General features: G+C 28.7%; 20 protein-coding genes and 1 tRNA gene. 6 read left to right on the top strand and 15 right to left on the bottom strand.

The window, feature by feature from the left end:
- Nucleotides 1-9 precede the first annotated feature (9 nt).
- From QIA27_RS03415 to QIA27_RS03400, 4 genes are all read right to left on the bottom strand, one after another.
- Entirely contained in the window at nucleotides 10-564 is a 555-nt protein-coding gene (locus QIA27_RS03415) for a YggT family protein (RefSeq protein ID WP_301386614.1), read from the bottom strand.
- 36 nt (nucleotides 565-600) lie between these two features.
- Nucleotides 601-4044, bottom strand: coding sequence for a DNA polymerase III subunit alpha (dnaE, locus tag QIA27_RS03410; RefSeq protein WP_301403600.1), 3444 nt, complete (start codon nucleotides 4042-4044; stop codon nucleotides 601-603).
- Nucleotides 4045-4173: 129 nt separating this feature from the next.
- Entirely contained in the window at nucleotides 4174-5343 is a 1170-nt protein-coding gene (locus QIA27_RS03405; protein ID WP_301386447.1) for a methyl-accepting chemotaxis protein, read from the bottom strand.
- Nucleotides 5344-5572: 229 nt separating this feature from the next.
- The gene (locus QIA27_RS03400) at nucleotides 5573-6160 is read right to left on the bottom strand and encodes a hypothetical protein (protein WP_301386446.1); all 588 of its coding nucleotides are present in this window, start codon (nucleotides 6158-6160) and stop codon (nucleotides 5573-5575) included.
- A 136-nt stretch (nucleotides 6161-6296) separates the two neighbouring features.
- On the opposite strand from QIA27_RS03400, the gene QIA27_RS03395 reads away from it, so the two are divergent.
- Nucleotides 6297-6821: a DUF1761 domain-containing protein gene (locus tag QIA27_RS03395; protein ID WP_301403599.1), complete on the top strand. Its 525-nt coding sequence runs from the start codon at nucleotides 6297-6299 to the stop codon at nucleotides 6819-6821.
- A gap of 12 nt (nucleotides 6822-6833) precedes the next feature.
- On the opposite strand, the gene pyrG is transcribed toward QIA27_RS03395, so the two are convergent.
- The 4 genes from pyrG to QIA27_RS03375 form a co-directional block, all read right to left on the bottom strand.
- Nucleotides 6834-8435, bottom strand: coding sequence for a glutamine hydrolyzing CTP synthase (gene pyrG, locus QIA27_RS03390; protein WP_301353867.1), 1602 nt, complete (start codon nucleotides 8433-8435; stop codon nucleotides 6834-6836).
- 189 nt (nucleotides 8436-8624) lie between these two features.
- Entirely contained in the window at nucleotides 8625-9479 is an 855-nt protein-coding gene (locus tag QIA27_RS03385; protein ID WP_301403598.1) for a hypothetical protein, read from the bottom strand.
- 6 nt (nucleotides 9480-9485) lie between these two features.
- Nucleotides 9486-10292, bottom strand: coding sequence for an ATP-binding cassette domain-containing protein (locus QIA27_RS03380; RefSeq protein WP_301386443.1), 807 nt, complete (start codon nucleotides 10290-10292; stop codon nucleotides 9486-9488).
- 59 nt (nucleotides 10293-10351) lie between these two features.
- On the bottom strand, nucleotides 10352-11428 hold the full coding sequence (locus tag QIA27_RS03375; protein WP_301354332.1) for a glycosyltransferase family 2 protein: 1077 nt from the start codon (nucleotides 11426-11428) through the stop codon (nucleotides 10352-10354).
- 188 nt (nucleotides 11429-11616) lie between these two features.
- Between QIA27_RS03375 and pyrH the strand changes: the two genes are divergently transcribed.
- Nucleotides 11617-12306 (top strand): UMP kinase, encoded by a 690-nt coding sequence (gene pyrH, locus QIA27_RS03370; protein ID WP_301353864.1) that lies wholly within the window; start codon nucleotides 11617-11619, stop codon nucleotides 12304-12306.
- An 8-nt stretch (nucleotides 12307-12314) separates the two neighbouring features.
- Nucleotides 12315-12398, top strand: a tRNA-Leu gene (locus QIA27_RS03365).
- A 175-nt stretch (nucleotides 12399-12573) separates the two neighbouring features.
- Here the strand turns inward: QIA27_RS03365 and QIA27_RS03360 are convergent.
- The 6 genes from QIA27_RS03360 to QIA27_RS03335 are packed head-to-tail and all read right to left on the bottom strand — an operon-like array spanning nucleotide 12574 to nucleotide 19002.
- On the bottom strand, nucleotides 12574-12948 hold the full coding sequence (locus QIA27_RS03360) for a response regulator (protein WP_002557158.1): 375 nt from the start codon (nucleotides 12946-12948) through the stop codon (nucleotides 12574-12576).
- 41 nt (nucleotides 12949-12989) lie between these two features.
- Nucleotides 12990-14765 (bottom strand): BB0569 family chemotaxis protein, encoded by a 1776-nt coding sequence (locus tag QIA27_RS03355; protein WP_301353863.1) that lies wholly within the window; start codon nucleotides 14763-14765, stop codon nucleotides 12990-12992.
- 2 nt (nucleotides 14766-14767) lie between these two features.
- On the bottom strand, nucleotides 14768-15925 hold the full coding sequence (locus tag QIA27_RS03350; RefSeq protein ID WP_301353862.1) for a CheB methylesterase domain-containing protein: 1158 nt from the start codon (nucleotides 15923-15925) through the stop codon (nucleotides 14768-14770).
- Nucleotides 15926-15981: 56 nt separating this feature from the next.
- Nucleotides 15982-18120: a chemotaxis protein CheA gene (locus tag QIA27_RS03345; RefSeq protein WP_301403597.1), complete on the bottom strand. Its 2139-nt coding sequence runs from the start codon at nucleotides 18118-18120 to the stop codon at nucleotides 15982-15984.
- A 15-nt stretch (nucleotides 18121-18135) separates the two neighbouring features.
- Nucleotides 18136-18447, bottom strand: coding sequence for an STAS domain-containing protein (locus QIA27_RS03340; protein ID WP_002557154.1), 312 nt, complete (start codon nucleotides 18445-18447; stop codon nucleotides 18136-18138).
- Nucleotides 18448-18459: 12 nt separating this feature from the next.
- Complete coding sequence (locus QIA27_RS03335; protein WP_301353859.1) at nucleotides 18460-19002, bottom strand: chemotaxis protein CheW; 543 nt, start codon at nucleotides 19000-19002, stop codon at nucleotides 18460-18462.
- A 200-nt stretch (nucleotides 19003-19202) separates the two neighbouring features.
- Here QIA27_RS03335 and QIA27_RS03330 point away from each other — a divergent pair, with 200 nt between their 5' ends.
- The 3 genes from QIA27_RS03330 to QIA27_RS03320 all read left to right on the top strand — a co-directional run bounded on the left by QIA27_RS03330 (nucleotide 19203) and on the right by QIA27_RS03320 (nucleotide 21099).
- Complete coding sequence (locus QIA27_RS03330; RefSeq protein ID WP_301353857.1) at nucleotides 19203-19787, top strand: BAPKO_0422 family outer member beta-barrel protein; 585 nt, start codon at nucleotides 19203-19205, stop codon at nucleotides 19785-19787.
- A gap of 81 nt (nucleotides 19788-19868) precedes the next feature.
- Nucleotides 19869-20390 (top strand): DUF3996 domain-containing protein, encoded by a 522-nt coding sequence (locus QIA27_RS03325; RefSeq protein WP_301353856.1) that lies wholly within the window; start codon nucleotides 19869-19871, stop codon nucleotides 20388-20390.
- A 163-nt stretch (nucleotides 20391-20553) separates the two neighbouring features.
- Complete coding sequence (locus QIA27_RS03320; RefSeq protein ID WP_301386441.1) at nucleotides 20554-21099, top strand: DUF3996 domain-containing protein; 546 nt, start codon at nucleotides 20554-20556, stop codon at nucleotides 21097-21099.
- Nucleotides 21100-21119: 20 nt separating this feature from the next.
- On the opposite strand, the gene gnd is transcribed toward QIA27_RS03320, so the two are convergent.
- Entirely contained in the window at nucleotides 21120-22514 is a 1395-nt protein-coding gene (gnd, locus tag QIA27_RS03315) for a decarboxylating NADP(+)-dependent phosphogluconate dehydrogenase (protein WP_301386440.1), read from the bottom strand.
- Nucleotides 22515-22554: the final 40 nt, after the last annotated feature.

Below are 22554 nucleotides of genomic sequence, written 5' to 3'. Positions count from 1 at the left end.
TTTAATCTCCTAAAAAGGCAAATATGTTCCTAAAACTCTAATAGCAAATACAACTTGTTCAATAATAATTATAAATGCTATCATTAAAGCACTCCCAACAATCAAACGTAAAGTATAAGACATATGTTTGTCAGTAATTACACCACTTATCTTAGTAGATAAAGGAAGTAAAAATGAATCGACTGTTTTAAAAAAGTCTGAACCTTGGAACAAATTCAAAAGCAGTAATAATAATCTCAACAATAAAAAGAAAACTATAGCAATAAAAATGCTTCTAAATATCCCCCAAATTTCAACAATAAATAAAATAATAAATGTAGAAAGCTTATAATTCCCATAAACCAACATTCTTTCAAAAATAGTTAAGGTTATTAAAGCTGCAATTGGAGAAAAATCAAACATGCCAATTGTGAAAAAAGGAATTCTTCTGAAAAAAGATAAAAATGGTTCTGTGACAATATGTATAAATCTGAAAAACACATTGGTATTAATTCCTGAAGACACAAGCCAGCTAAGAATGATCCTAATTAAAATTAAAATCCTATAAATCTGCAAAAATACCATTAAAGTTTCTATTAAAACAACTAACACGGCACCTCCTTAATCAACCCAAACATCTTCAACTATCACACATTTTCTCAACTTATCAAGCTTGTCTTCATCTGGCCTAAAATTTAAAATTGAATTCATTTTTAATTTTAAATCCTTACCATTTTCCCTTAAATAAAAATAAACATTTGAAAATCCAGAATTGTCCTCAAAATTACTTATACTTTCCTTCAAAGAATTAAGTAATTGCAAGTCATTTAATTTGTTATTTAAAAATTTAATATGAATATTATTTACTCTATCTTCAGATAATCTCTCAATATTTACAACTTTTTCAACTACAATCGAAAATTTGTCTCTGTTAAACGTAAGTCTGCCCATAACTCCAATAACATTGCCTTCAAGTAAAAAATTCTTATACCTTTCGTAGCTTTCTGTAAAAACTACAATATCTATTGCACCTTTAAAATCTTCAATAACACCAAAAGACATTTTTGCATTATTTCTTTTAGTTTGAATAACTTTTACTGAATTTAAAATGCCAGCAAATTGGACAATGCTATCTTTTTTGACAGCAAGATCACTTAAAACATTTAAATTGGAAAAACTATTAATTGCCTTTTTATAAGGATCAAGAGGATGCCCTGATACATAAAATCCTAAAAGCTCTTTTTCAAATCCTAAAAGCTCAGAATAAGAATATTCTTTAAAAACCTGATAATTAAAACTTTGCTGAATTGGATTTTGACTTTCAAGAGCATCAAACAAACTATTTTGACCAAGTTTTTTATTATTTTTATCTTCCGAAACAACTTCAATCAATCGATCAAGATTTTCAAATAAAGTTTTTCTATTTTGATCCAAACTATCAAAAAGTCCAGATTTTATTGCAGATTCTAAAAATTTCTTATTGATTACTTTATCATCTACACGTCTGATAAAATCCTCAAAAGAAATATATTTACCGTTTTTCTCTCTCTCATCAATTATTAAATCAACAACAATTCCTCCAAGATTTTTAATCCCATTAAGCCCATAAGAAATTCCAGAGTCGGTTACACGAAATTCTCTAAATGATCGATTTATATCGGGTTTGAGCACGTTTATGCCTATAGCTTTTGACTCCTCAATGTAATAAGAAAGCTTATCATTATTATTAATTTCATTTGTCAAGTTAGCAGCCATAAAACACTCAGGATAATTAGCCTTAAGATAAGCGGTTTGATATGCTATTAAAGAATACGCTGCTGCATGTGATTTATTAAATCCATACCCCGAAAAAGGCTTTAAAAGTTCAAAAATTTCACTAGCAACTTCTTTGTCATATCCCTTCTCAATAGCTCCTCTTAAAAAGTCGACCTTCATTTCATTCATCTCGTCTTCTTTCTTTTTGCCCATAGCACGTCTTAAAATATCAGCCTTGCCAAGAGAAAAACCTCCAATTATTTTTGCAACTTCCATTACTTGTTCTTGATAAACAATAACTCCATAAGTCGGTCTTAAAACTTCTTTTAAATCTGGATGAGGATACTTAATTCTCTTGACACCTTTTTTAGCAGCAATAAATTGAGGAATAAATTGCATAGGGCCTGGTCTATAAAGAGCATTTAAGGCTATTAAATCTTCAATATTATCGGGCTTTGCGTCTTTTAGAATTTGCTGCATTCCCTCAGATTCAAACTGAAAAACAGACGCGCTTCTTCCTTCTCCCAACATCTTAAAAGTCTTGGCGTCATTATCCGGAATATTTTTTATCTTAAAATCTGGATTTACACTTCTAATAAGATTTTCTGCATTTTTTATTAAAGTTAATGTTTTCAAGCCAAGAAAATCCATCTTAACAAGTCCACATTCTTCAAGCAAATCCATTGTATATTGAGTGGAAACAGAGCCTTGCTTATAATCCTTATAAAGAGGCACATAATCGGTTAAAGGGGTTTTAGAAATTACAATTCCAGCAGCATGAGTTGAAGCATGCCTATTCATTCCTTCAAGAACCAATGCAGCATCCATTAATTCTTTATAAACGGGTTTGCTGGTAAAATACTCTTTCAAAGAATTGTCATCTAAAACCTCTTTTAAAGAAACTTTAGGACCATCAGGAATAAACTTAGTAAGCTCATTAGATTCGGCAAATGGAATATCTAAAACTCTAGCTACGTCTTTAACTACAGCCTTAGGCTTTAAGGTCCCAAAAGTAATTATTTGAGCCACCTTATCTTCTCCATATTTATTAGTAACATATTTTATAATCTCATCTCTGCCTTCAAAGCAAAAATCAATATCAAAATCGGGCATAGAAATACGCTCAGGATTTAAAAATCTCTCAAAAAGCAAATTATACTTTAAAGGGTCAATATCAGTAATTCTAAGAGCATAAGCTACAATTGAACCAGCACCAGAACCACGCCCAGCTCCAACAGGAATATCGTGATCATGAGCAAATTTAATAAAATCCCAAACAATCAAAAAATAGCCTTCAAAACCCATTCCAATTATCACGCTCAATTCATAAAAAGCCCTATCTTTTATTTTGTTTGTCAAAGTTTTATATCTAAATTTTAACCCCTCAAGAGTGAGATATTCTAAATATTCACCAAGAGTATTAAACTCAACAGGAATTTGATAATCAGGCAAAATAGGACCTGGAAAAGTTATTTTAAAATCATCACACTTCTCTGCAATCCTTACAGTATTTTCTAAAGCTTCAGGCAAATCATTAAAAAGTTCACACATTTCCTCTTGAGATTTAATATAAAATTCATTGGTTTCCATTTTCAATCTATTCTCATCGCTTTTCTTAGCACCAGTGCCAATACAAACAATAATGTCTTGAGCAGCCGCATCTTCTTTATTAACGTAATGAGAATCATTAGCTGCCGTTAAAGGAACTCCAAGCTCCCTAGAATATTCAACCAGCTTTTCATTCACAATATCTTGATCTTTAATGCCATGCCTTTGAAGCTCAAGATAAAAATCATTGCCAAAAACTTTTTTAAACCAAAGAATTTCATTCTTAGCGTCTTCAAATCTATTGGCCAAAATAAGTCTTGGAATCAGCCCTCCAATGCAAGCTGAAGTACAAATTAAACCTTCTGAATACTTTTCAAGATCCTCTTTATCTATCCTTGGACGATAATAAAACCCTTCAAGATAAGAAATGCTTGTTAACTTTAATAAGTTTTTATAACCCAGCTCATTCTTGGCAAGCAAAATTAAATGGTAAGACATTTTTCCAAGATCATCCTGTTTTTTTAAAAACTTAGAAGTTTTTGCCATATAAGCTTCAATGCCAATTATTGGCTTAATTCCTGCCTTTTTAGCTTCTTTATAAAATTTTATAGCTCCAAAAAGATTGCCATGATCTGTTAATGCAATATGTGACATATTACATTTTTTTGCTTTTGATATAATATCTGAAATTTTTGCAGCTCCATCCAAAAGAGAATAATCTGAATGCACATGAAGATGAATAAACTTAGCCCTAAAACTCATACCTAAAATTATTTTATCAAAATAAAACTTGATTTTTAATAAACCCTAGTCAAATAAATAAAAATTTAAAAACCCATAATAATTTTAAATTTCTAATTTAAATTATTGCAACAACTCTTATTAAAAGAATCAAGAAAAAATATTAATTCCTTGATTATCCAATTCAATTACCATTTTTTTAATATGCTCAAGTTTTCTGACAATTTCTTCGGATAAACTCTCGACTTGAGACAAAAAATCTTTAGCTTGCCTTAAACCACTATCATTACAATTCTCTACCCTAAATATAATCAAAATTTCAGCTGCAAACTTATTAATATTTAAATAAGGAATATATACTTCTTCCCACAACTGCTTAACAGCATCATTCTTAGGAGACAATCCTTTATAAAACAATCCAAACCCATGTTTGGAAGCATCCGTTTGAATGAATAATCTTTGCCCTTCAACAATTAATCTCAAATTATTAATCCAAGAAAATTGCTCTGAGAGAATAAATTCTAGCTCTTTTAAAAATTCATCATTAGAAAGCATAAAAGTATCAGAACTAATCAAAGAATCACAGTTCCTTGAATAATAAGCCATATTAGCATCTATGCTATCAAGATTTTCAAGCAAAGAAGAAAATTCCTCTTGACTTTTTGAAAAGCGTTTAAATATACTCTCAAGATAATTAAGCTGTTCAAGAATTTCGGCAAAGAACTTATCAATATCAATCTGCAAATCCTTAAGGTTATGAGAAATTAAATCTTTAGAAACCTCCTCAATTTCCTTTACAGAAATCATATTCATAACACCTTTCGCCTGATCAGAAAGTCGTTTAATCTCATCTGCAACAACAGAAAACCCTTTACCATATTCTTTAGCCCTTGCGGCTTCAAGCTTTGCATTAAGAGAAATCATATTGGTAGCACCCAAAAAATTACTTATTGTTTCTAAGCTTCCCTGAATTCCAACAATAACAGAAGATATTTGATTTAGTTTTTCCTTGTTATTTTTACCAAGATCACTAAAAATATCACTTATCTGATCACGAGCATTATTTGTCATCTTAACAAGAACGGAAAATATATGGTCAAAATCTTCTATTCCAGAAAACAAAATTCTTTGCAATGACTCAAATCCTACTTTTAAAGTAGCAATAGAAGCTTTGGTATGATAAAACCCCTTTAGCATTTCCTTAACAGGAGCTTTATATTCATACGTACTCAAATCTTTTTTGTCATTGTTGACAATATTTAAAAGGTCTGAATCCAAAGCTTTTTCTTTCTTTTTTTTAAAAAACGGAAATTTTTTCATAAAGGGATTCTACCATAATTTTTTTTTTTTGAATAGAGACGAAAGTATTTAATTTGACACATTATTCCAACTTTAATATCAAACCAAATACATCAATAAACAAAAAATATTTTTACATTTAAATACTAATAAACAGTAAAAATTAACAATCTGACATAAATTTAAGCTTTCATCTTAAACCATAAAACCATCTAAAGATACAAATCATTCTCCTTGTTTAATTAATTATTCACTTCCTTTTTACCCAAGAATAACGCCCACTAACCTTATTATACTCGAAAAGAGCATCTCTGTAAGAAAAAAAACATAAGAAAATATTGATAAACTCTTCTAATTTAGCTTTAACTTTTGGCAAGTTAAAATCGTTGTCAAAATTAAAAATATCATCTGATTCTGCTGTAAATAATTTATCATCTTGCTTAAGAATAACTTTTTTGGGCTGCCAAAAAAGAACATTGGTTTTTTTGTCCTGAAGAAAAAATCTATTAACTTCATAATCAAGATCAACTTGATCCGTTTTTGCTTCAACAATTCCAACAATAACGCATCTTTCATGATCAATTCTTTTAATCAAAACAGCATCCGTAAGCACAACTCTCTCACCGACTTCAAGAGCAAACTGCTCTTCTATCTCATATTGTTTATTAAAAGGAAGATTTGCAATTTTCCTGAAAAGATTGAGAAGTATGTATTTGGTACTCATCTCTTTATTGCTTATTCTAAGACAAGGAATCTTCATCCTATACTTAAGCTCATCAAAAAAATATTTAACTAATCTTTTCATTAAAATTGTTTTTCTAATGTCTTCTTCCTTCATTCAATCCTCCTAATAATAACTGCCAAAAATTAAAACCATTATACAAATATAATAAAATCAGAATCGTACCAAACAAATCAAAATTTTTTATATACTAATTATAGTTAAATCAATACCCAAAATGAAGGGGGAAACTATGTTAATCAAATTTATGTTCTCAAATATTAATTTAATGTTAATAGTAAACATGACTTTATTTAAAATATTATTAGAAATAATATACCAAAAAATATTACTAAAAAAAATAATTAGTAATGTCGAAACATTAAGCACTCAAAACAAACAATATAAAATAATTATTATCGTCGTTTTAACTTTAAGTCATTTATTGCAAAGTTTTTTAATCAGCGCTCTTATCAATTTATTTAACAATTTAATAACCCTAACTAACAACTCTCTTGGAAGCTTAACAAGCTTAAATTACAATATATTATCTGCAATACTAATATCTAGCATAACTTGGCTCGCATTTAGCTTACCCAAAGCAATAAACGACATAATCTATGAAAAAAGACCATTTAATTTAACAGTAGCTAATGCTTTTTTTGACTTTTTAATAATAATATTGCTAACTATATTCTCTAAATTATTTTTAAGTTACAAAATATTGCAATTTGAGAACACTACAAACATTAATTTTGAAAACTTGCCCACTCATTAAATAAATAGACACTCAAATACAAGCTTTAATTAGCCCTAAAAAAAGCTTGGCTGGATTTTCTATCCTTGTAATAAGTTCTGGATGAAATTGACAAGCTAGAAAAAATTTATTTTTAGGAATTTCTATTAATTTTGCCATTTTAAAATCACTTGAAAATCCAGATACTACAAGTCCATTTTTTTCAAATAAATCTATATAATCATTATTAACTTCATACCTATGTCTAAATCTCTCAATTATCCTGTCTTGACCATAAAGTTTAAAAGCTATTGTATTCTTTTTAAGAATCACAGGATATCCTCCAAGCCTCATTGTAGCACCCTTATCTTTAACTCCCTTTTGCTCGGGAAGTAAATGAATAACAGGATTTTTTAAAGGTTTATCTTTTTCTAAATTTTCCTCCGTATCAGCATCAAGTATCCCACAAACATTACGAGCAAATTCTATTACAGCAAGCTGCAAACCAAGACAAATTCCAAGAAAGGGAATATTGTTCTCACGAGCATATTTAATAGCAATAATTTTACCCTCGTACCCTTTGCCTCCAAAGCCACCGGGAACAATAATGCCATCAAACCCTTTTAAACAGCTTTCATTTAAATCATTAGAATCAATTAGGGTGCTTTTAATAAGTAAATCCAAATTAGCTGCAACATGGACCAAAGACTCTCTAATTGACGCATAAGAATCATCAAGTTCAGCATACTTGCCACAAATAGCAATATTAATAATTTTTTTAGGCGCAAAAAAATTAGATTTTATAACTCCTACAAGCTTTGAAAGCTCTTCTATTTTCGGATCAACTTTAATATTTAACTTAGAACTTAAAATCTTATGCACACCTTGTTTATAAAAAGATATAGGAATTTCATAAATAGTAGAAACATCAACATTATCAATAATAGAGGTGCTCTCAACATTACAAAACATTGCCACTTTTTTTCTGATTTGATCTGTTAATACTTGAGAGCTTCTAGCAATAATCAAATCGGGGAAAATGCCTGCTTTATTTAAAGTTTTAACACTCTGTTGAGTAGGTTTAGATTTTTGTTCATTAATTCCAGTTGGACTAGGCACATAGGTTAAATGAATAAAAGAAATATTGCCACTTCCAATCTCATGTCTTATTTGCCTTACTGTCTCAATAAATAAAATATTTTCCATATCTCCTACAGTTCCACCAATTTCAATTATCAACATCTCACTATTCTCAGAATTTGCAATCTGAAAAATTGTAGACTTGATTTCATCAGTAACATGAGGAATAAGCTGAACTGTTCTTCCCAAATATTTACCCTCTCGCTCATTTTCAAGTATCTTTTTGTATATTTTGCCCATTGTAATGTTCCAACTAGACTTTGCATTAAGATTTAAAAATCTCTCATAATGACCAAAGTCCATATCAACCTCTCCTCCATCATCAAGCACAAAAACTTCTCCATGCTCAACAGGATTAATAGTTCCAGGATCAGTATTCAAATATCCATCACATTTAATTGGAGTAACTTTAAAATCATATCTAAATAACCTTGCAATACTTGCCGATGTAACTCCTTTACCAATCCCAGAGATCACGCCTCCTGTTATTACCAAAATCTTTAAGTTTTTTTTCATGTATACCCCAAAATTAAACCTTTAAATTTCAAACCAATTAAGCTTACACTTAATAAAAACACATAAATCGCATATAAAACATGCTTACTTACATTAACAAACAAAAATATTAAACTAAAATAAAAACTTATTAATGCTTAAAGCTAAAAGGCTATTTTTAAGCCTTTGCTCTAAATCTTTTAAACTGTTTTAATTATAATTAACAAGGCAATATAATGAGCCTTTGGTTAAATAGTAATAATTAAACATTGCTAAAAAAAATAAAAATCCTACAATAGCAAACAAATTGCTTTTTTTCCTAATACTTCCAAACTCCAATATCTTAAAATATGAAGCTAAATATAAAAAAAATACCGAACTATAAACTATTTTAAAAAAAAGGTCGCCTAAAAATCTATCAAAAGAAAAAATTAAATCTGAAGAACATGGTGAATATTTAAAGCCCGAATAAAGAAAAGACGTGAAAAAAAATAACAAAATAATAGTCCCTAAAAAGAATATGAAAACTTTAACAAAAGGATGTGTTTTAAAAGCTATTCTAAAAAACATGAAAATTGGGAAAATTGACAAAAAATTAAAATAACGAAAAAAGAAAAAATCAGAAAGATATCTAAATTCTAAAAATGCAGCACCCTCACCACTTCTTAAAAAGAATGCATTATCTAGGAATAAAAAAATATTTAACCCTAAATAATAAAAAAATATTAAAATCAAAGGCAACGCAAATAAATATTTAATTAAATTGAAAAAATAATGTTCAAAAGTTGAAACAGGCAAAGATAAATAAAGAATATTTCTAAACGGATCGTGAATTACTTTGTAATAATCACACATGGCAAACATCGATATAATCAGGGTTAAAATCAAAATTTTAGGAACAAAAAATTTTAAAAAATCAGCTGCTGTAAAATTAAAATAAAATCTAACAAGCAAATAAGATATAAATATCATTCCTAAAATTTTAACTATTAATAAAATGTAGAATTTCTTATTATAAACAAAATCAAAATAAAATAAATTTAAAAATCTTTTTAAGCTAAACATCTCTTATTACCTCTCCTTTTTATTTTCAGTAACATATAAAAAGAAAAATTCAATATCAATAACTTCATCTCCACTGCTACTCTCAAAATAAAGCGCCTTAAACCCATCTTTATTTTTTTCATAATACAATTCATTCCCATTCAATTCGCTGACAATTTTAATCTTATAATTTTCATTAATATAAGATACTGAATTGGAAAAAAGAATTGACTTTTCTCCAACAATAATCAAATAATCTACAACTCCTGTTAAATCCCTTACATTGTGCCCTGTAATAAAAATTACTCTATCATTTAAATTAGAAAGCACGTTTCTAAAAACATTTTTTGAAACAATATCAAGACTATTTGTTGGCTCGTCAAACAACAAGCAAGAAACATTTGTAGCTAGAGAAAATGCAATAATGCTTTTTTTCTTTTGTCCAAAAGAAGCTGAAGATAGATCAAGAGAAATATCAAGATTAAAATCCAATAAATATTTTTCAAAATCTGCCTTACTAAAATTTGGATAAAATCTAGATAAAGCTTTGCTGTATTCGGCTAAAGACAATCCAGGAAGTGAAAATTCTTCAGGAACAAAGAATAAATTTACTAAATTCAAGGGATTTCTTGGAAAAGCTGCTAAAGAGTTAAACAAAACTTTCCCTTTTAGTGGCTCTAAAAGCCCACTTACAAGTTTAAGCAAAGTTGTTTTTCCAACTCCATTTTTTCCAAGAAGCAAATAGGTTTGGGGGGTCTCAATGTTTAAATTTAAATCAGAGTAAACTTCTTTTTCTTTATAGGAAAATTTTACATTAACAACTTCAATAGACATAAATACTCCTTATTAAAGGTCAAAATATGAAAAAAATTAATTACCCCAAAAATATAAATTCAATTTTTTATGAACAGTTTATAAATAAATATAGAAAAATTTACATAAAGTCTTGAGCTAAAATTCCAAACTTTTAGCATAATCCTGGGCAAAATTTGAATTTCGTTAAATCCAAAATTTTTTACATATTCATAACAATCTTGAAACTCGGATAATCCTTTAATCTCATCAAGAACAGAAATAAGCTTTTCCTTGTAAGCCCTATAAACAAGCTTATCGGAAATATTCCAACTAACAATATAAATTTGCTTAAAAGAAATAAAATAATAAAATTGCAAGAAAAATCTTTTATACAAATGTTGACATTCATTAAAAATACCCTCTCTTTTTAATAAAGTTTCTATTGTATTAAGAGATAATTTAGCTTTATGCAAAACACTAATAGAAGAGCTCATACTTCCCATTCTTTGAGAATTAGTATAAAAATAATTATTTACAAAAGAAACCTTAGAAGCTTTTAAAAAAATTTGCATAACAAAAACTATATCTTCAAATACTACATTTTGCTGGTGAATATTATTCTTTAAGATTAATTCTCGTCTAATCAATTTATCCCACAATGTTCCAACAACAAAATTTTTCCTTCCAAAAGTCGCATAAACAGTAAAAAGCAAATTTTTAAATGCCTCTTTACCTGTTAATGGATAATTGGGAAAAGGAAGCAGAGATTTTCTTTTTACATTTATTGCAAGAAAATAAACATAAAATTGAGAACAAACAATATCAGAATTGTCTGCCTTTGCTCTATTATATAAAACTTCAAGCATAGTGCTCTCTACAGAATCATCACCATCCCAATAAATGACATACTCTCCTTGAGCCTCAGAAAGCCCCTTATTTCTAGAAGCAGCAAGTCCCATATTTTTTTGACTAAAAATTTTAATAAAGCTATATTTACTAGCATATTTTTCTGCTATCTCTAAACTATTATCATAAGAACCATCGTTAATTAATATAATTTCTTTATCTTTTAATGTTTGATTAACAGCGTCTTTTATCATTGAATCAAGAGTTTCAGCCGAATTAAAAAAACAAATAATAACAGAAACTTTATACTTATGCACAATATCCTCCAAAATTAAAACTACTAAGCTAAGACACTTAACAACCAATTCTTCTAATTTTTTGCATAACAATTAAATTGTAATATATAATTAACAAGTTTGTATTGTTTTAAATTCATTTTTAATGAAAAGTTTAGCAGAAATTGCTATATTATTAAAAGCAAAAAATTTAAAAACATTAGCCTAAATAAGGAGCTTGAATGCTTGAGATAATAAGTCTTGGAGGAGGAGTAATAAATTCAAACCAAATCAACATAGAATTCATTAAAAACTTTAAAAACTTTGTTTTTAAATGGTTACTAGAAAATGAAAAAAGAAAAATCATTTTAATAGTAGGTGGAGGAAAAGTTGCAAGAGAATACCAAGACGCCTATAAAAAAATCAACCCTGATTTTAAAGTTCGTGAGCTTGATGAGATTGGAATAATGTCAACAAAGCTAAACGCAGAATTTCTGTGTAAAGTAATGAATCCCTTTTGTATAGACAAAATTGTCACCAATCCCTTAAAAAATTTTTCCTTTAAAGGAAAAATATTAATTGCTTCCGGCTGGAAATCGGGATTTTCAACAGATTACATTGCCGTAAAATTTGCAGAAAAATTTAATAAAAAAGATATCATAAATATAACAAATGTAAATCAAGTTTATGATAAAGATCCAAAAAAATTTAAAAACGCAACAGCTTTTAAAAAATTAAATTGGAAACAATTGCAAAGCATTGTAGGTCAAAAGTGGAATCCAGGCTTAAATTTGCCTTTTGACCCAATAGCAACAAAGCTTTCTTCAAAACTTGGACTTACCCTTTACATAGTAAATGGAAATAATATTGAAAACCTAGAAAAAGTTTTTAATAAAAATAATGATTTTTTTGGTACTGTTATAGTAAAATAAAAATTAATGCCGGTATGGCGGAATTGGTAGACGCGTCAGACTCAAAATCTGATGGGGGCAACTTCGTGTCGGTTCGACTCCGACTACCGGTATTCTAATTGCTTCTTTTAAGCAAAATCTAACTTCATAAAGTTTATACTAATAAGAATTACAATAGAAATAAAATACTTCCTTTAATATGCTATCTTTATTCTAAAATAGCATATTAAAAATCATTTTAATTTATAACAAAACTTTAAAATCTATAAATTAATTGTAAATAAAAACTTAAAATATCTTTGAGATTGTTTTCATTAAAGCTTCAGGATTAAAAGGCTTAACAAGCCAGCCAGTAGCACCCGCTTTACGACCTTCATCAACCTTAGATTGCTCAGACTCAGTGGTAAGAACAAGTATAGGAACAAAGCTGCCAAATTCTCTTATCTGTTTAATAACACCAATACCGTCTAAATTAGGCATATTGATATCTGTAATAACAAGATCAAAATCTTTATCTCCTTGCCCAACTGCTTCTTTAAATTTTAAAACCCCTTCTAAACCATCCTTTGCTTCTGAGACTCCAAAACCGTTTTGTTCTAAAATATAAGCAACGCTTTGCCTTATTGCCCTATTATCATCAATAACCAAAATTCTTTTTTTCATCTAATTTTCTCCTAAAACCCTCCCAAAAAAGTATATAAAAATTAAAACAAAATTACACTACCTTCATCAAAGGATCGAACATCCTTAGCTTCCTCTATTAAAGATAATAAGTGTTTTTTATGAACAAATAAAGTAAATCGATTAGCAATCCTATTAACAAATTCTTTATCTTCAATTTCAACAGATTGAATTCCAACCTTAGATAACTCTAAATTAAGATTAAAATTTATTTTGCTTTCCATATTGCTTAAAAAGTTGTCTATATCCAAAAGAGAATTTTTCAAATTTCTAACATTGTAAACTTCTAATTTCATTTCTTCAAATATTTCCATAAATTCAATTGAAAAAACCTCATAAGACAAAATATTATCAATAGCTACGTTCTTAATATCTAGAATATCATTTTTAATTTCCATAAATAATTTTTTAAATTTGTTAAAATAATTCTTTTCAAGATAAAATCTATTGTCATAATCCTTAACAACTTTTTCAAGAAAAAAGATTATTTGATCTAAAAATTCTATTCCCTTAGTAATATTAGAATCAATTTCTTTGATAATTTTCGACATTTCCGAAATATTACCCTCCATAGCTTTAAGTTCCGACCTTTTGACAACTTCTATCTTTGACGCTATGTTAATATTTTGAAACCTAGCAGAAATAGCTGAAATATTTGAAAACATTAACTCTAATGATTTTATAAGCTTAACCTGTTCATAATATAAATTCAAAAAATTAGAATTATTTTTCTCAACATCATCAATTCTTCTAAGCAGATCAGACAAAATACTAGAAAATTGTTCTATTATTTTGGGGATATCTATGTATAAAGAATTATCAGACCTTAAATCGTTAATAGTTTGAATAGAACTAAGAGAAGCATCAATAAATTTTTCAAAAACAGTATAATTTTTTTCAAGCTTTTCAAGAACATCTTTTACTATAACTTTTGATGTATCAGTAAAAACTGATAAAATTTTTAATTTTTGAATCTCGCTTATATCTCTAAATTTAAAAACATCAATATTAGAATACATAATATTTAAATGTTGCAAAGATTGAGTTAGTCTGTCTTGGAACTGAAGATAAGAAATAGAATTTACAAGTTTAAACTTAAATTCTAATAAAACTTTTAAAATATCATCGTAAAGAGCAATGACACTTCCTATTCCATCTGAAAAGGCATCTATGTTTTTCATTAAATTATTTCTAAATTCTTCAAGAATTTTATTTTCAGCCGTATTGCTTTCATATACTTGATTTTTAGCCCTATCTAGACCAATTTTAACTTCACGCCCCTTGCTGGTAAGTTGATCTGCTTGTTTAATCATAGATTGAGTTAAAACCTTAATTTCACTAGTAATATAAGAAAAGGCCCCACCAGCTTTACCAGCTCTCATAGCAACTGTTAAAGTATTAATAGACATTATTTCCATATCAAGAGAGCTTTTTTTCATTTTTTCAATTACATCTTCAAGTATTTCTATATCTTTAACCTTACTTCGTATTACAGTAAACTGAGATTCAAGAGAAGTTGTCGAAGAATTAAAGTAAGCAACAAAATCATCTAATGCTCCTATAATCTTAGCTATGAAATTATTCAAAGAAGAATCATTATCAAGATCAAGATTAGAAATTAAGTCAATACTAAAAGACAAATCCTTAGAATCTTTAGAAATTTTTTCTATTAATTTAGGAATTGATTTACTTAAATTTGAATAAATATGCCTTGCACTCTCATCAAAAGTCTCAAGTTTATAAAATAAAGTTGCCAAACAATCATTGGCATCAAAAAAACCATTATTGTCATTATCCATTACTAAGATCTCCTTAGAACATGATCAGCTATTTTGCTTAAAGGAAGGATTTTGTCTACAGCTCCTATTTTTATAGCTTCCATTGGCATACCAAAAACAACAGAGGTTTCCTGATCTTGGGCAATAGTATAAGCACCATTTTTTTTCATCTCAAGCATACAAACAGCACCATCATCCCCCATGCCTGTAAGGATAACTCCAATAGCATTAGAACCTGCATACATTGCAGCAGACCTAAAAAGTACATTTACAGAAGGCTTATGCCTACTAACAAGAGGTCCATCTAATAAATTTACAAAATAATTTCCACTACCATATTTTACAATCAAATGATAACTTCCATTAGCAATTATTACAAGACCTGGACGAAGAATGTCTCCATCCTCAGCTTCTTTAATATCAATATTAAACTCATTGTTTAAGTTTTTTGCAAAAGATTTTGTAAATCCTCCCGGCATATGTTGAACAATAATAATTGGAGGAGAATCTTTTTTAAAAGAACTTAAAAAAGTTCTTAACGCCTCTGTACCACCTGTTGAAGAGCCTACAACAATAATTTTGCCAGTTTTGTGCTTATTGAGAAGACCTTGATATTTAATAATAACATCAGGATCATTTTTGGGAGCAAAATTAATAACATCAGAAACTCTATAACTTTTTCTTATACTTGAATCATCTAAATTATTTTCTCTCAACTCTACTTTAGAATTACTAGAAAAATCGGGTGCATAAATCCTTTTAACTTCATAAGAAGATATTAATTTATTTTTGCCTAGATTTTTCAATTCAAGCTTTATTAAAGCTAAATACTTACTACGGAATAAATCAACTGTAAGCTTAAAATTAAGTTTATTTATTATTAATTTAACCTTTTCTTTACTTTGCTCAAGATATCCAAAATTTGGAAACATTTCATTTTGTGCAATAAATACAACTGGAAGAGATATATTATTAAGAACATTGTTTAAAGAATTTCCAAAATTAGATCTTGCCGTATTTTCATCAATAATAACCAAGTCCGGAAATTTTTGTAAAAATACATTAATAAGATTTGAAGAATTAAAGCCAGCATTTAATATCTCAACATCATTATCTTTAGAAAAAGCTCTAACAAAAACCTGCTTTATAAGACCTTGAATATCAATTACTAATATCTTCATTATTATATTTTAATATTTTTAACCTTTAAAACCAAAAATCTGTATTTTAGATTTTTTTATCTCATAAGCTTAGTTATTGCATCTATATCAACAACTAAAGCTAAACTTCCATCACCAAGTATAGTAGCTCCAGAAACCCCTTCCACTCGAGAATAAATTTTACCCAAAGCTTTTATAACAGTTTGATGTTGACCTAAAACTTCGTCAACCACAATTCCCATTTTTCCACTATTTGTGTTAACAACAACAACTTGTTCATTAAAACTCTTCTCGCTAGAAACTTGAAAAAACTCCCTAAGTCGAATAAAACTAATCATGCTACCCCTATAATTCATTACATTGCTTTTAGTCTCAACCCCATCTATTTGAGAAATTAACTTATTAGATTCCAAACAAGACTCAACATTAGAAAGAGGAACAATAAAATGCTCATCTTTTACTCTAACAAGCCAGCCCTCAATAATAGCCAAGGTTAATGGAAAAATTAACTTAGTTCTAGTATATTTACCAAGCTCACTTTCAAGTACAACATGCCCTCTTAGGGATTCAACCTGCTTCTTAACAACATCCATACCAACTCCACGACCTGATATATCAGTAACAGAACTTGCAGTTGAAAATCCAGGCTCAAAAATCAAATTATAGGCATCAATATCTGATAAAACTTTGGCAACTGAGTCAGAAATTATATTACGCTCTATGGCCTTTTTAAGTATCTTATTCTTATCAAGACCTCTTCCATCATCTTCAATAATAACAATAACAGAATCCCCGGATTGACACGCTGAAAGCTTAATATTGCCTTTAGGATCCTTTCCCAACCTTTCTCTCTCTTCAGACGATTCAATTCCATGATCTATTGAGTTACGAATTAAATGAACCAAAGGTTCATTAAGCTTTTCAATAATACTTTTATCAAGAACAGTGTCGCCCCCATAAGCACGATAAATAATTGACTTACCAAGACTAGTAGACAAATCTTTTACTATCCTTTGAAATTTTACAAACAAAATCTCAATAGGAACTGTTCTAAGTCCTGTTGTATAATCCCTAAGTTCATTAATTAGTAAAGAAAATTCTGCTGATATTGAATTTAAAACATTGCTATTCCTATTTTCAGCCTCTTTTGAAAGTTTTGATTGTATTGTAACAAGTTCTCCAACAAGATTTACCAAATGGTCAAGCTTTTTAGAATCTACCTTAATACTAGCAATATTAACCTTACTTCTAACAGTATCATCTTGAACATTAGTTCTACTTTTATCTCCATTAAAAAAGGATTTCCCAATAAATTCCGATTTTTTAAATGAAGAATTAGCAGGATCTTTAGTATTTTTATCCAATCGCAATAAATCAAAACTTTCAAGCCCTACATTATCACCTTTATCTGCCGCAAAACATTTATCCAATTCTTGAATATCAATTTTTGATTGAGAATCTAAAAATAAAAAAATATCTTCAATACTCTCTTTGCTCTCTTCTGTATCTAGTCTTATCTCCCAATCAACATAAACATTATCAGGAGAAATAAGCTCTAAATCGGGAATGTTATCTACTTTAGCTCTAACATGGCCACTGCCCAAATTAATCAACTTGCTCAATAAATTTATAGGCTTATGTCCATGAAACAAAATGCCTTTAGCAGGAGAAAAAAGAATTTTATAACTCTTAAATTCAGATTGCAAAGCCTCATCATCAAATTTATTGTCTGAATTTACTTTAACATCTTTTAAAACAGAACTACTGTTAGGCTTTGGAAAATCATTTCCTAAAGCTTCTTGAAAAGCCCCTTTAACATTAGAAGTCTCAAGAACCTTTTTAAGTTCACTTACCAAAAACTGCTTACGCTTATCAAAGTCAATCTCAGGAATTGCTTCATCGCCTTCAATAAGCTCCCTAATAAAATCAACAGACATTAAGGTAGCATCAATAGCAGCTTGATTAAAAGTAGCCCCACCATCTTTTACAACATCAAGAACTGTTTCTATTTCATGGACAAGCGATGCTGTAAAATTAAAGCCAAACATACCAGAACTTCCCTTTATGGTATGCAAATTCCTAAAAATAGAATTAACAATGTCTTGATCTGAGCTTACCTCAAGATTAAGAAGTGCTTGTTCAATATCTGAAATATTTTCTATTGATTCCTCTTTAAAGGAATTCTTAAATTTATCAATCACATCACTACTATCCATAAGCTTTCCTTAAATCTAAAATCCAACTAAATTAAGTCCCAAATCAAAGCTATCAACATCTTCAATATCTACCAAAAAACCGCCATATATTAATGAACTTAAAACCTCATCGGATGGATACTCAATTTTTACAAATAAATTTCTATTTTTAGCATATTTATTAGATGCATACAAAATTTGTATAAAAGTAATATCTATTTTTTCAACATTTGAAAGATCAATGATAAGAGTATCCCCTTCTTTCATTTTTTTAAAAATATGCAACAAATCTTCTTTTACCTTAAAAATACTATTTATTACAAGCTCTCCTTCCGGCCTATAAATCATGACTAAAAACTCCTATTGTTGCTGATGTTCGGGATCATATATTGTTGTATTTCTAAATTTAGAAAGCTCTCTAACGTCAAATAAATTTTCTACATCTAAAATAATAATAAACTTATCATTACTCTTACCAATTCCTGAAATAAATTTTGAATTAAACCCCGATCCAATCTTAGGAGCATCATCAATACTAAATGGATCTAATTCAAGAACTTCATTGACATAATCTACCAAAATTCCAAGATTAAATTCATCTCCCTCATAAACTAAAGTCAATATAATAATATTTGAAATATTAACTCCCTTATTTCTCTTTTTATCATCCTCATCAACAACGCGATCACTCATTCCAAATTGTTTTCGAATATCAATTATTGGAACAATTTTGCCCCTATTATTTATTATCCCCGCCATGTAGCTGGGAGTCCTTGGGATTTTTGATATCTTAGTATATTCCAAAACCTCAACAACATATTTAATCTCAATGGCATAAAGTTCGTCCAAACTAAATAAAAGATACTGACTTAAAGAATCTTGCATGTCTGAATCCATGCCCATAAGCGCCCCTTTTAAATGCAATTTAAATCGCAAATAGAATACAATATCAAGATTAATATTACCTCATATATTCATAAATACAAATTGGAAATTACTAAAATTTAATTTCCAATAAACAATAAAAGGCATAATTTTAAAGAATTCTATCTTATAATTTATAGATATAAAGTTATATTTTAATATCGCATAAAAAGTTAACAATGAAGAGTAAAAACAAGCTAATCAGAGCATTAATAATAATTACATTATTTTTAAATGCTGAGAATATTTTCACAAACGAAAAATCTAAAAACAGTACAACTAGTCCAAAAATAGACAGCTTAAAACCAAAACCCAAAATAAAATTTGGCTTTATTATGCCTTATCCTACTGCAATAGAATTTAGCATTAATAATTTTGATATTGGGATAGGAGCAACAATATTGAGCATCTCGGAATTTTTTCCAAAATCACCAGTAGTATTGCTATTTAAAGCATATTTTGACTATATGTTCTTAAATTTAAGAATTAAAAATTCAAATTTTATCTTTTTCTTAGGATTTGGCCTATTTTTTGAAATAGGCAAAATTACAAACTCAAATTTAACAAATGGTTTTTCTGGGATTACCTATAAAATCGGAGTAGGTTTACCCTTAGGAATAATATATGAGGCTTATTATGACGTTATTGAAATTATAATAAAAACAACACCATCAATTTTTATTGGCCAATTGCCTAACGGAAATTTAATATTCCCAATAAAAGGTAACTTTTCTATTGGAATTAAAGGTTCTCTTAAGATATAGTTTTCGCTTTTTAGATAAAAAAAAATATTGAACTAAAATTGTTTTAAAAGCTAAAGTGCTACACTTAGGAGGTAAAAAACAATGAGAACAAAAATAATAATTATCACGTTAATTATTATTTTATTAGTCCCAATCTCAGGGTTTGCTAATTCAACAAAATATGCAAGGGGTAAGTATGGAGCGGGGATCATACTTCCATTACCAATTGCTTTACACATTAATCTGGGAAACTTTGATCTTGACATTGGTCTTTACAGTGGAGTAAATAATTTATTTACAGACTGGAAAACACTGTTTATAGCATTGGATTATATTTTCTACACACATACATTCCCAGGGTCTGCTAACATTTTGGATTTTTCAGTTGGAGCTGGGGGGTATGGAACAATATGGTTTTCCAGATTTAGTGGCAGTCAATCGGGCTCTGGGCCAATAAGCATTGGAGCAAGATTGCCTTTGGCTTTAAATATTGCAGTATTTAGAAAAAAATTCGACATATTTTTAAGAATAGCACCAGGACTCGGAATGAATATTTGGAGCAATGGAATTGGATTTAGATGGGAAGTATTCGCGGGATTGGGACTAAGATTCTGGTTTGCTTAAAATACAATTTAAAAAAACAATTTTTACAATTGTAACAATTGTAAAAAACCGAGCAACTCAAAAGAGTTTAAACACAAAATTTAAATGGTCAAAGGTTTTTTTTATTGTTTTAAAATTCAAAAATAAAATACTATAATAATAAGACAAAATTTGGGAGACAATCGTGAAAAAAATCTTCATGTTCATGTTATTCATCATGATTGCAAATATATCCACAAATGGTTTTGCAAAAGATTCATATTTAAATAGAGGTATTGGCTTTGGAGCAAGCATTGGAAATCCAATTATTAACTTAATAATGTCACTCCCTTTTATTGACTTTGAAATAGGCTATGGCGGTAGCAATGGAATAAATTTATCGGGATTTAAACTTGAATCAAAATTTTATGATTTTAATTTATTAGCAATAGCAGTACTTGATTTCATTTTTACAATATCTTTGATAAAAAATTTAAATTTGGGAGTTGGAATAGGAGGAAATATAAGCCTCTCGTCTCACACATCTAAATTAATAAATATAGAATTAGGATTTGGAATAAGAATTCCATTAGTTATTTTTTACGACATTACAGAAAATTTAGAAATAGGTATAAAAATAGCACCTTCAGTAGAATTAATCTCAAACACAAGATCTCTTGCACATCACAGAACCTACTCAGGAATAAAATCAAATTTTGCCGGGGGAATATTCGCTAAGTACTATATCTAGATCCACACACCACATTAAATTTATTGCCAAGCACTATGAAAAAATTCACCTCGTTTTGAATCCAATCTTTCAAAAGAATGCGCACCAAAAAAGTCTCTTTGTGCTTGAATTAGATTAGAAGGTAAATAATTAGTGGAATAAGAATCTAAAAACGAAAGACTGGCATAAAATGCTGGCAAAGGAATCCCAATTTCACTAGCCTTTGAAATTATTCTTCTTAAAGATTGATGATTATTTTTTAATAAATCTAAAAAATAATCATCAAAAAGCAAATTAATAAGATGGGGATTTTTATCATAAGCTAATTTAATCTTATCTAAAAAACTGCTACGAATAATACAACCTTCTCTCCAAACTAAAGAAATTTTACCCAAATTTAAATCCCAACTATAATTCGCAGATGCGGTCTTAAGCATCATAAATCCTTGAGCATAAGCTACTATTTTTGAAACTAAAAGAGCATAATAAAGATCCAAAATCCAATCACTAAGCTCAAACTCAAAAGAAGCGGTATCCATCTTAAGCAAATCACTAGCAATAATCCTTTCGTGTTTTAAACCTGACATAAATCTTGAAAAAACAGATTCAATAATTAAATTTACAGGCATGCTAAATTCAAGAGCATCAATAGATGTCCAAACGCCAGTACCTTTTTGATTGGCAATATCTAAAATCTTATCAACTAAATATTCATTATTTTCCTTATACTTAAGAATCTTAGAAGTTATTTCCAGCAAATACCCTGAAAGATCTCCTTCATTCCACTTTTCAAAAACTTCAGAAATTTTTGAATTATCTAAATTGAAAGCTTTTTTCATGAAAAAATAAACTTCGCTGATAAGCTGCATATCAGCGTATTCCACCCCATTATGTATCATTTTAACATAGTGCCCAGAACCATTCTCTCCAATATAAGCTGAACAAACATCGTTGTTTTTAGTTTTAGCCGCAATTTTATTTAATATAGGTTCAAGAATTTCATAAGCTGATTTACTTCCTCCATACATTAAAGCAGGACCAAACCTTGCCCCCTTTTCTCCTCCAGAAATTCCAAGACCTGCAAAATAAATATCCTTAGCAAACAATTCTTTTTCCAATCTCATTGTACTCTTGTAATGAGAATTTCCACCATCAATAATTATGTCCGATTTATTCATAAAGGGCAAAATTTGGTCAATAACCTTTTCTACAGCCGAACTTGTCACCATTAAGATGATTTTTCTTGGGGGTTTTAAGCTTTTAACAAAAGATTCAACATCTTTAAAGCCATTTATCTTCTTATGAGAATTTTGTTTAACAAAAATTTCAGTTTTTTCACTATCTCTATTATAAACAGAAACATTAAAACCGTTATCAGCAATATTTAGAGCCAAATTACCACCCATAACACCAAGACCATAAATTCCTACATCCATTGCATTCTCCTTGATTCTAATTTTCTATTTTAAACAAACT

The organism is [Borrelia] tanukii (assembly GCF_030439725.2).
GTDB classification, from domain to species: Bacteria; Spirochaetota; Spirochaetia; order Borreliales; family Borreliaceae; genus Borreliella; species Borreliella tanukii.
This window is presented reverse-complemented; position numbering and strand designations above follow the sequence as displayed.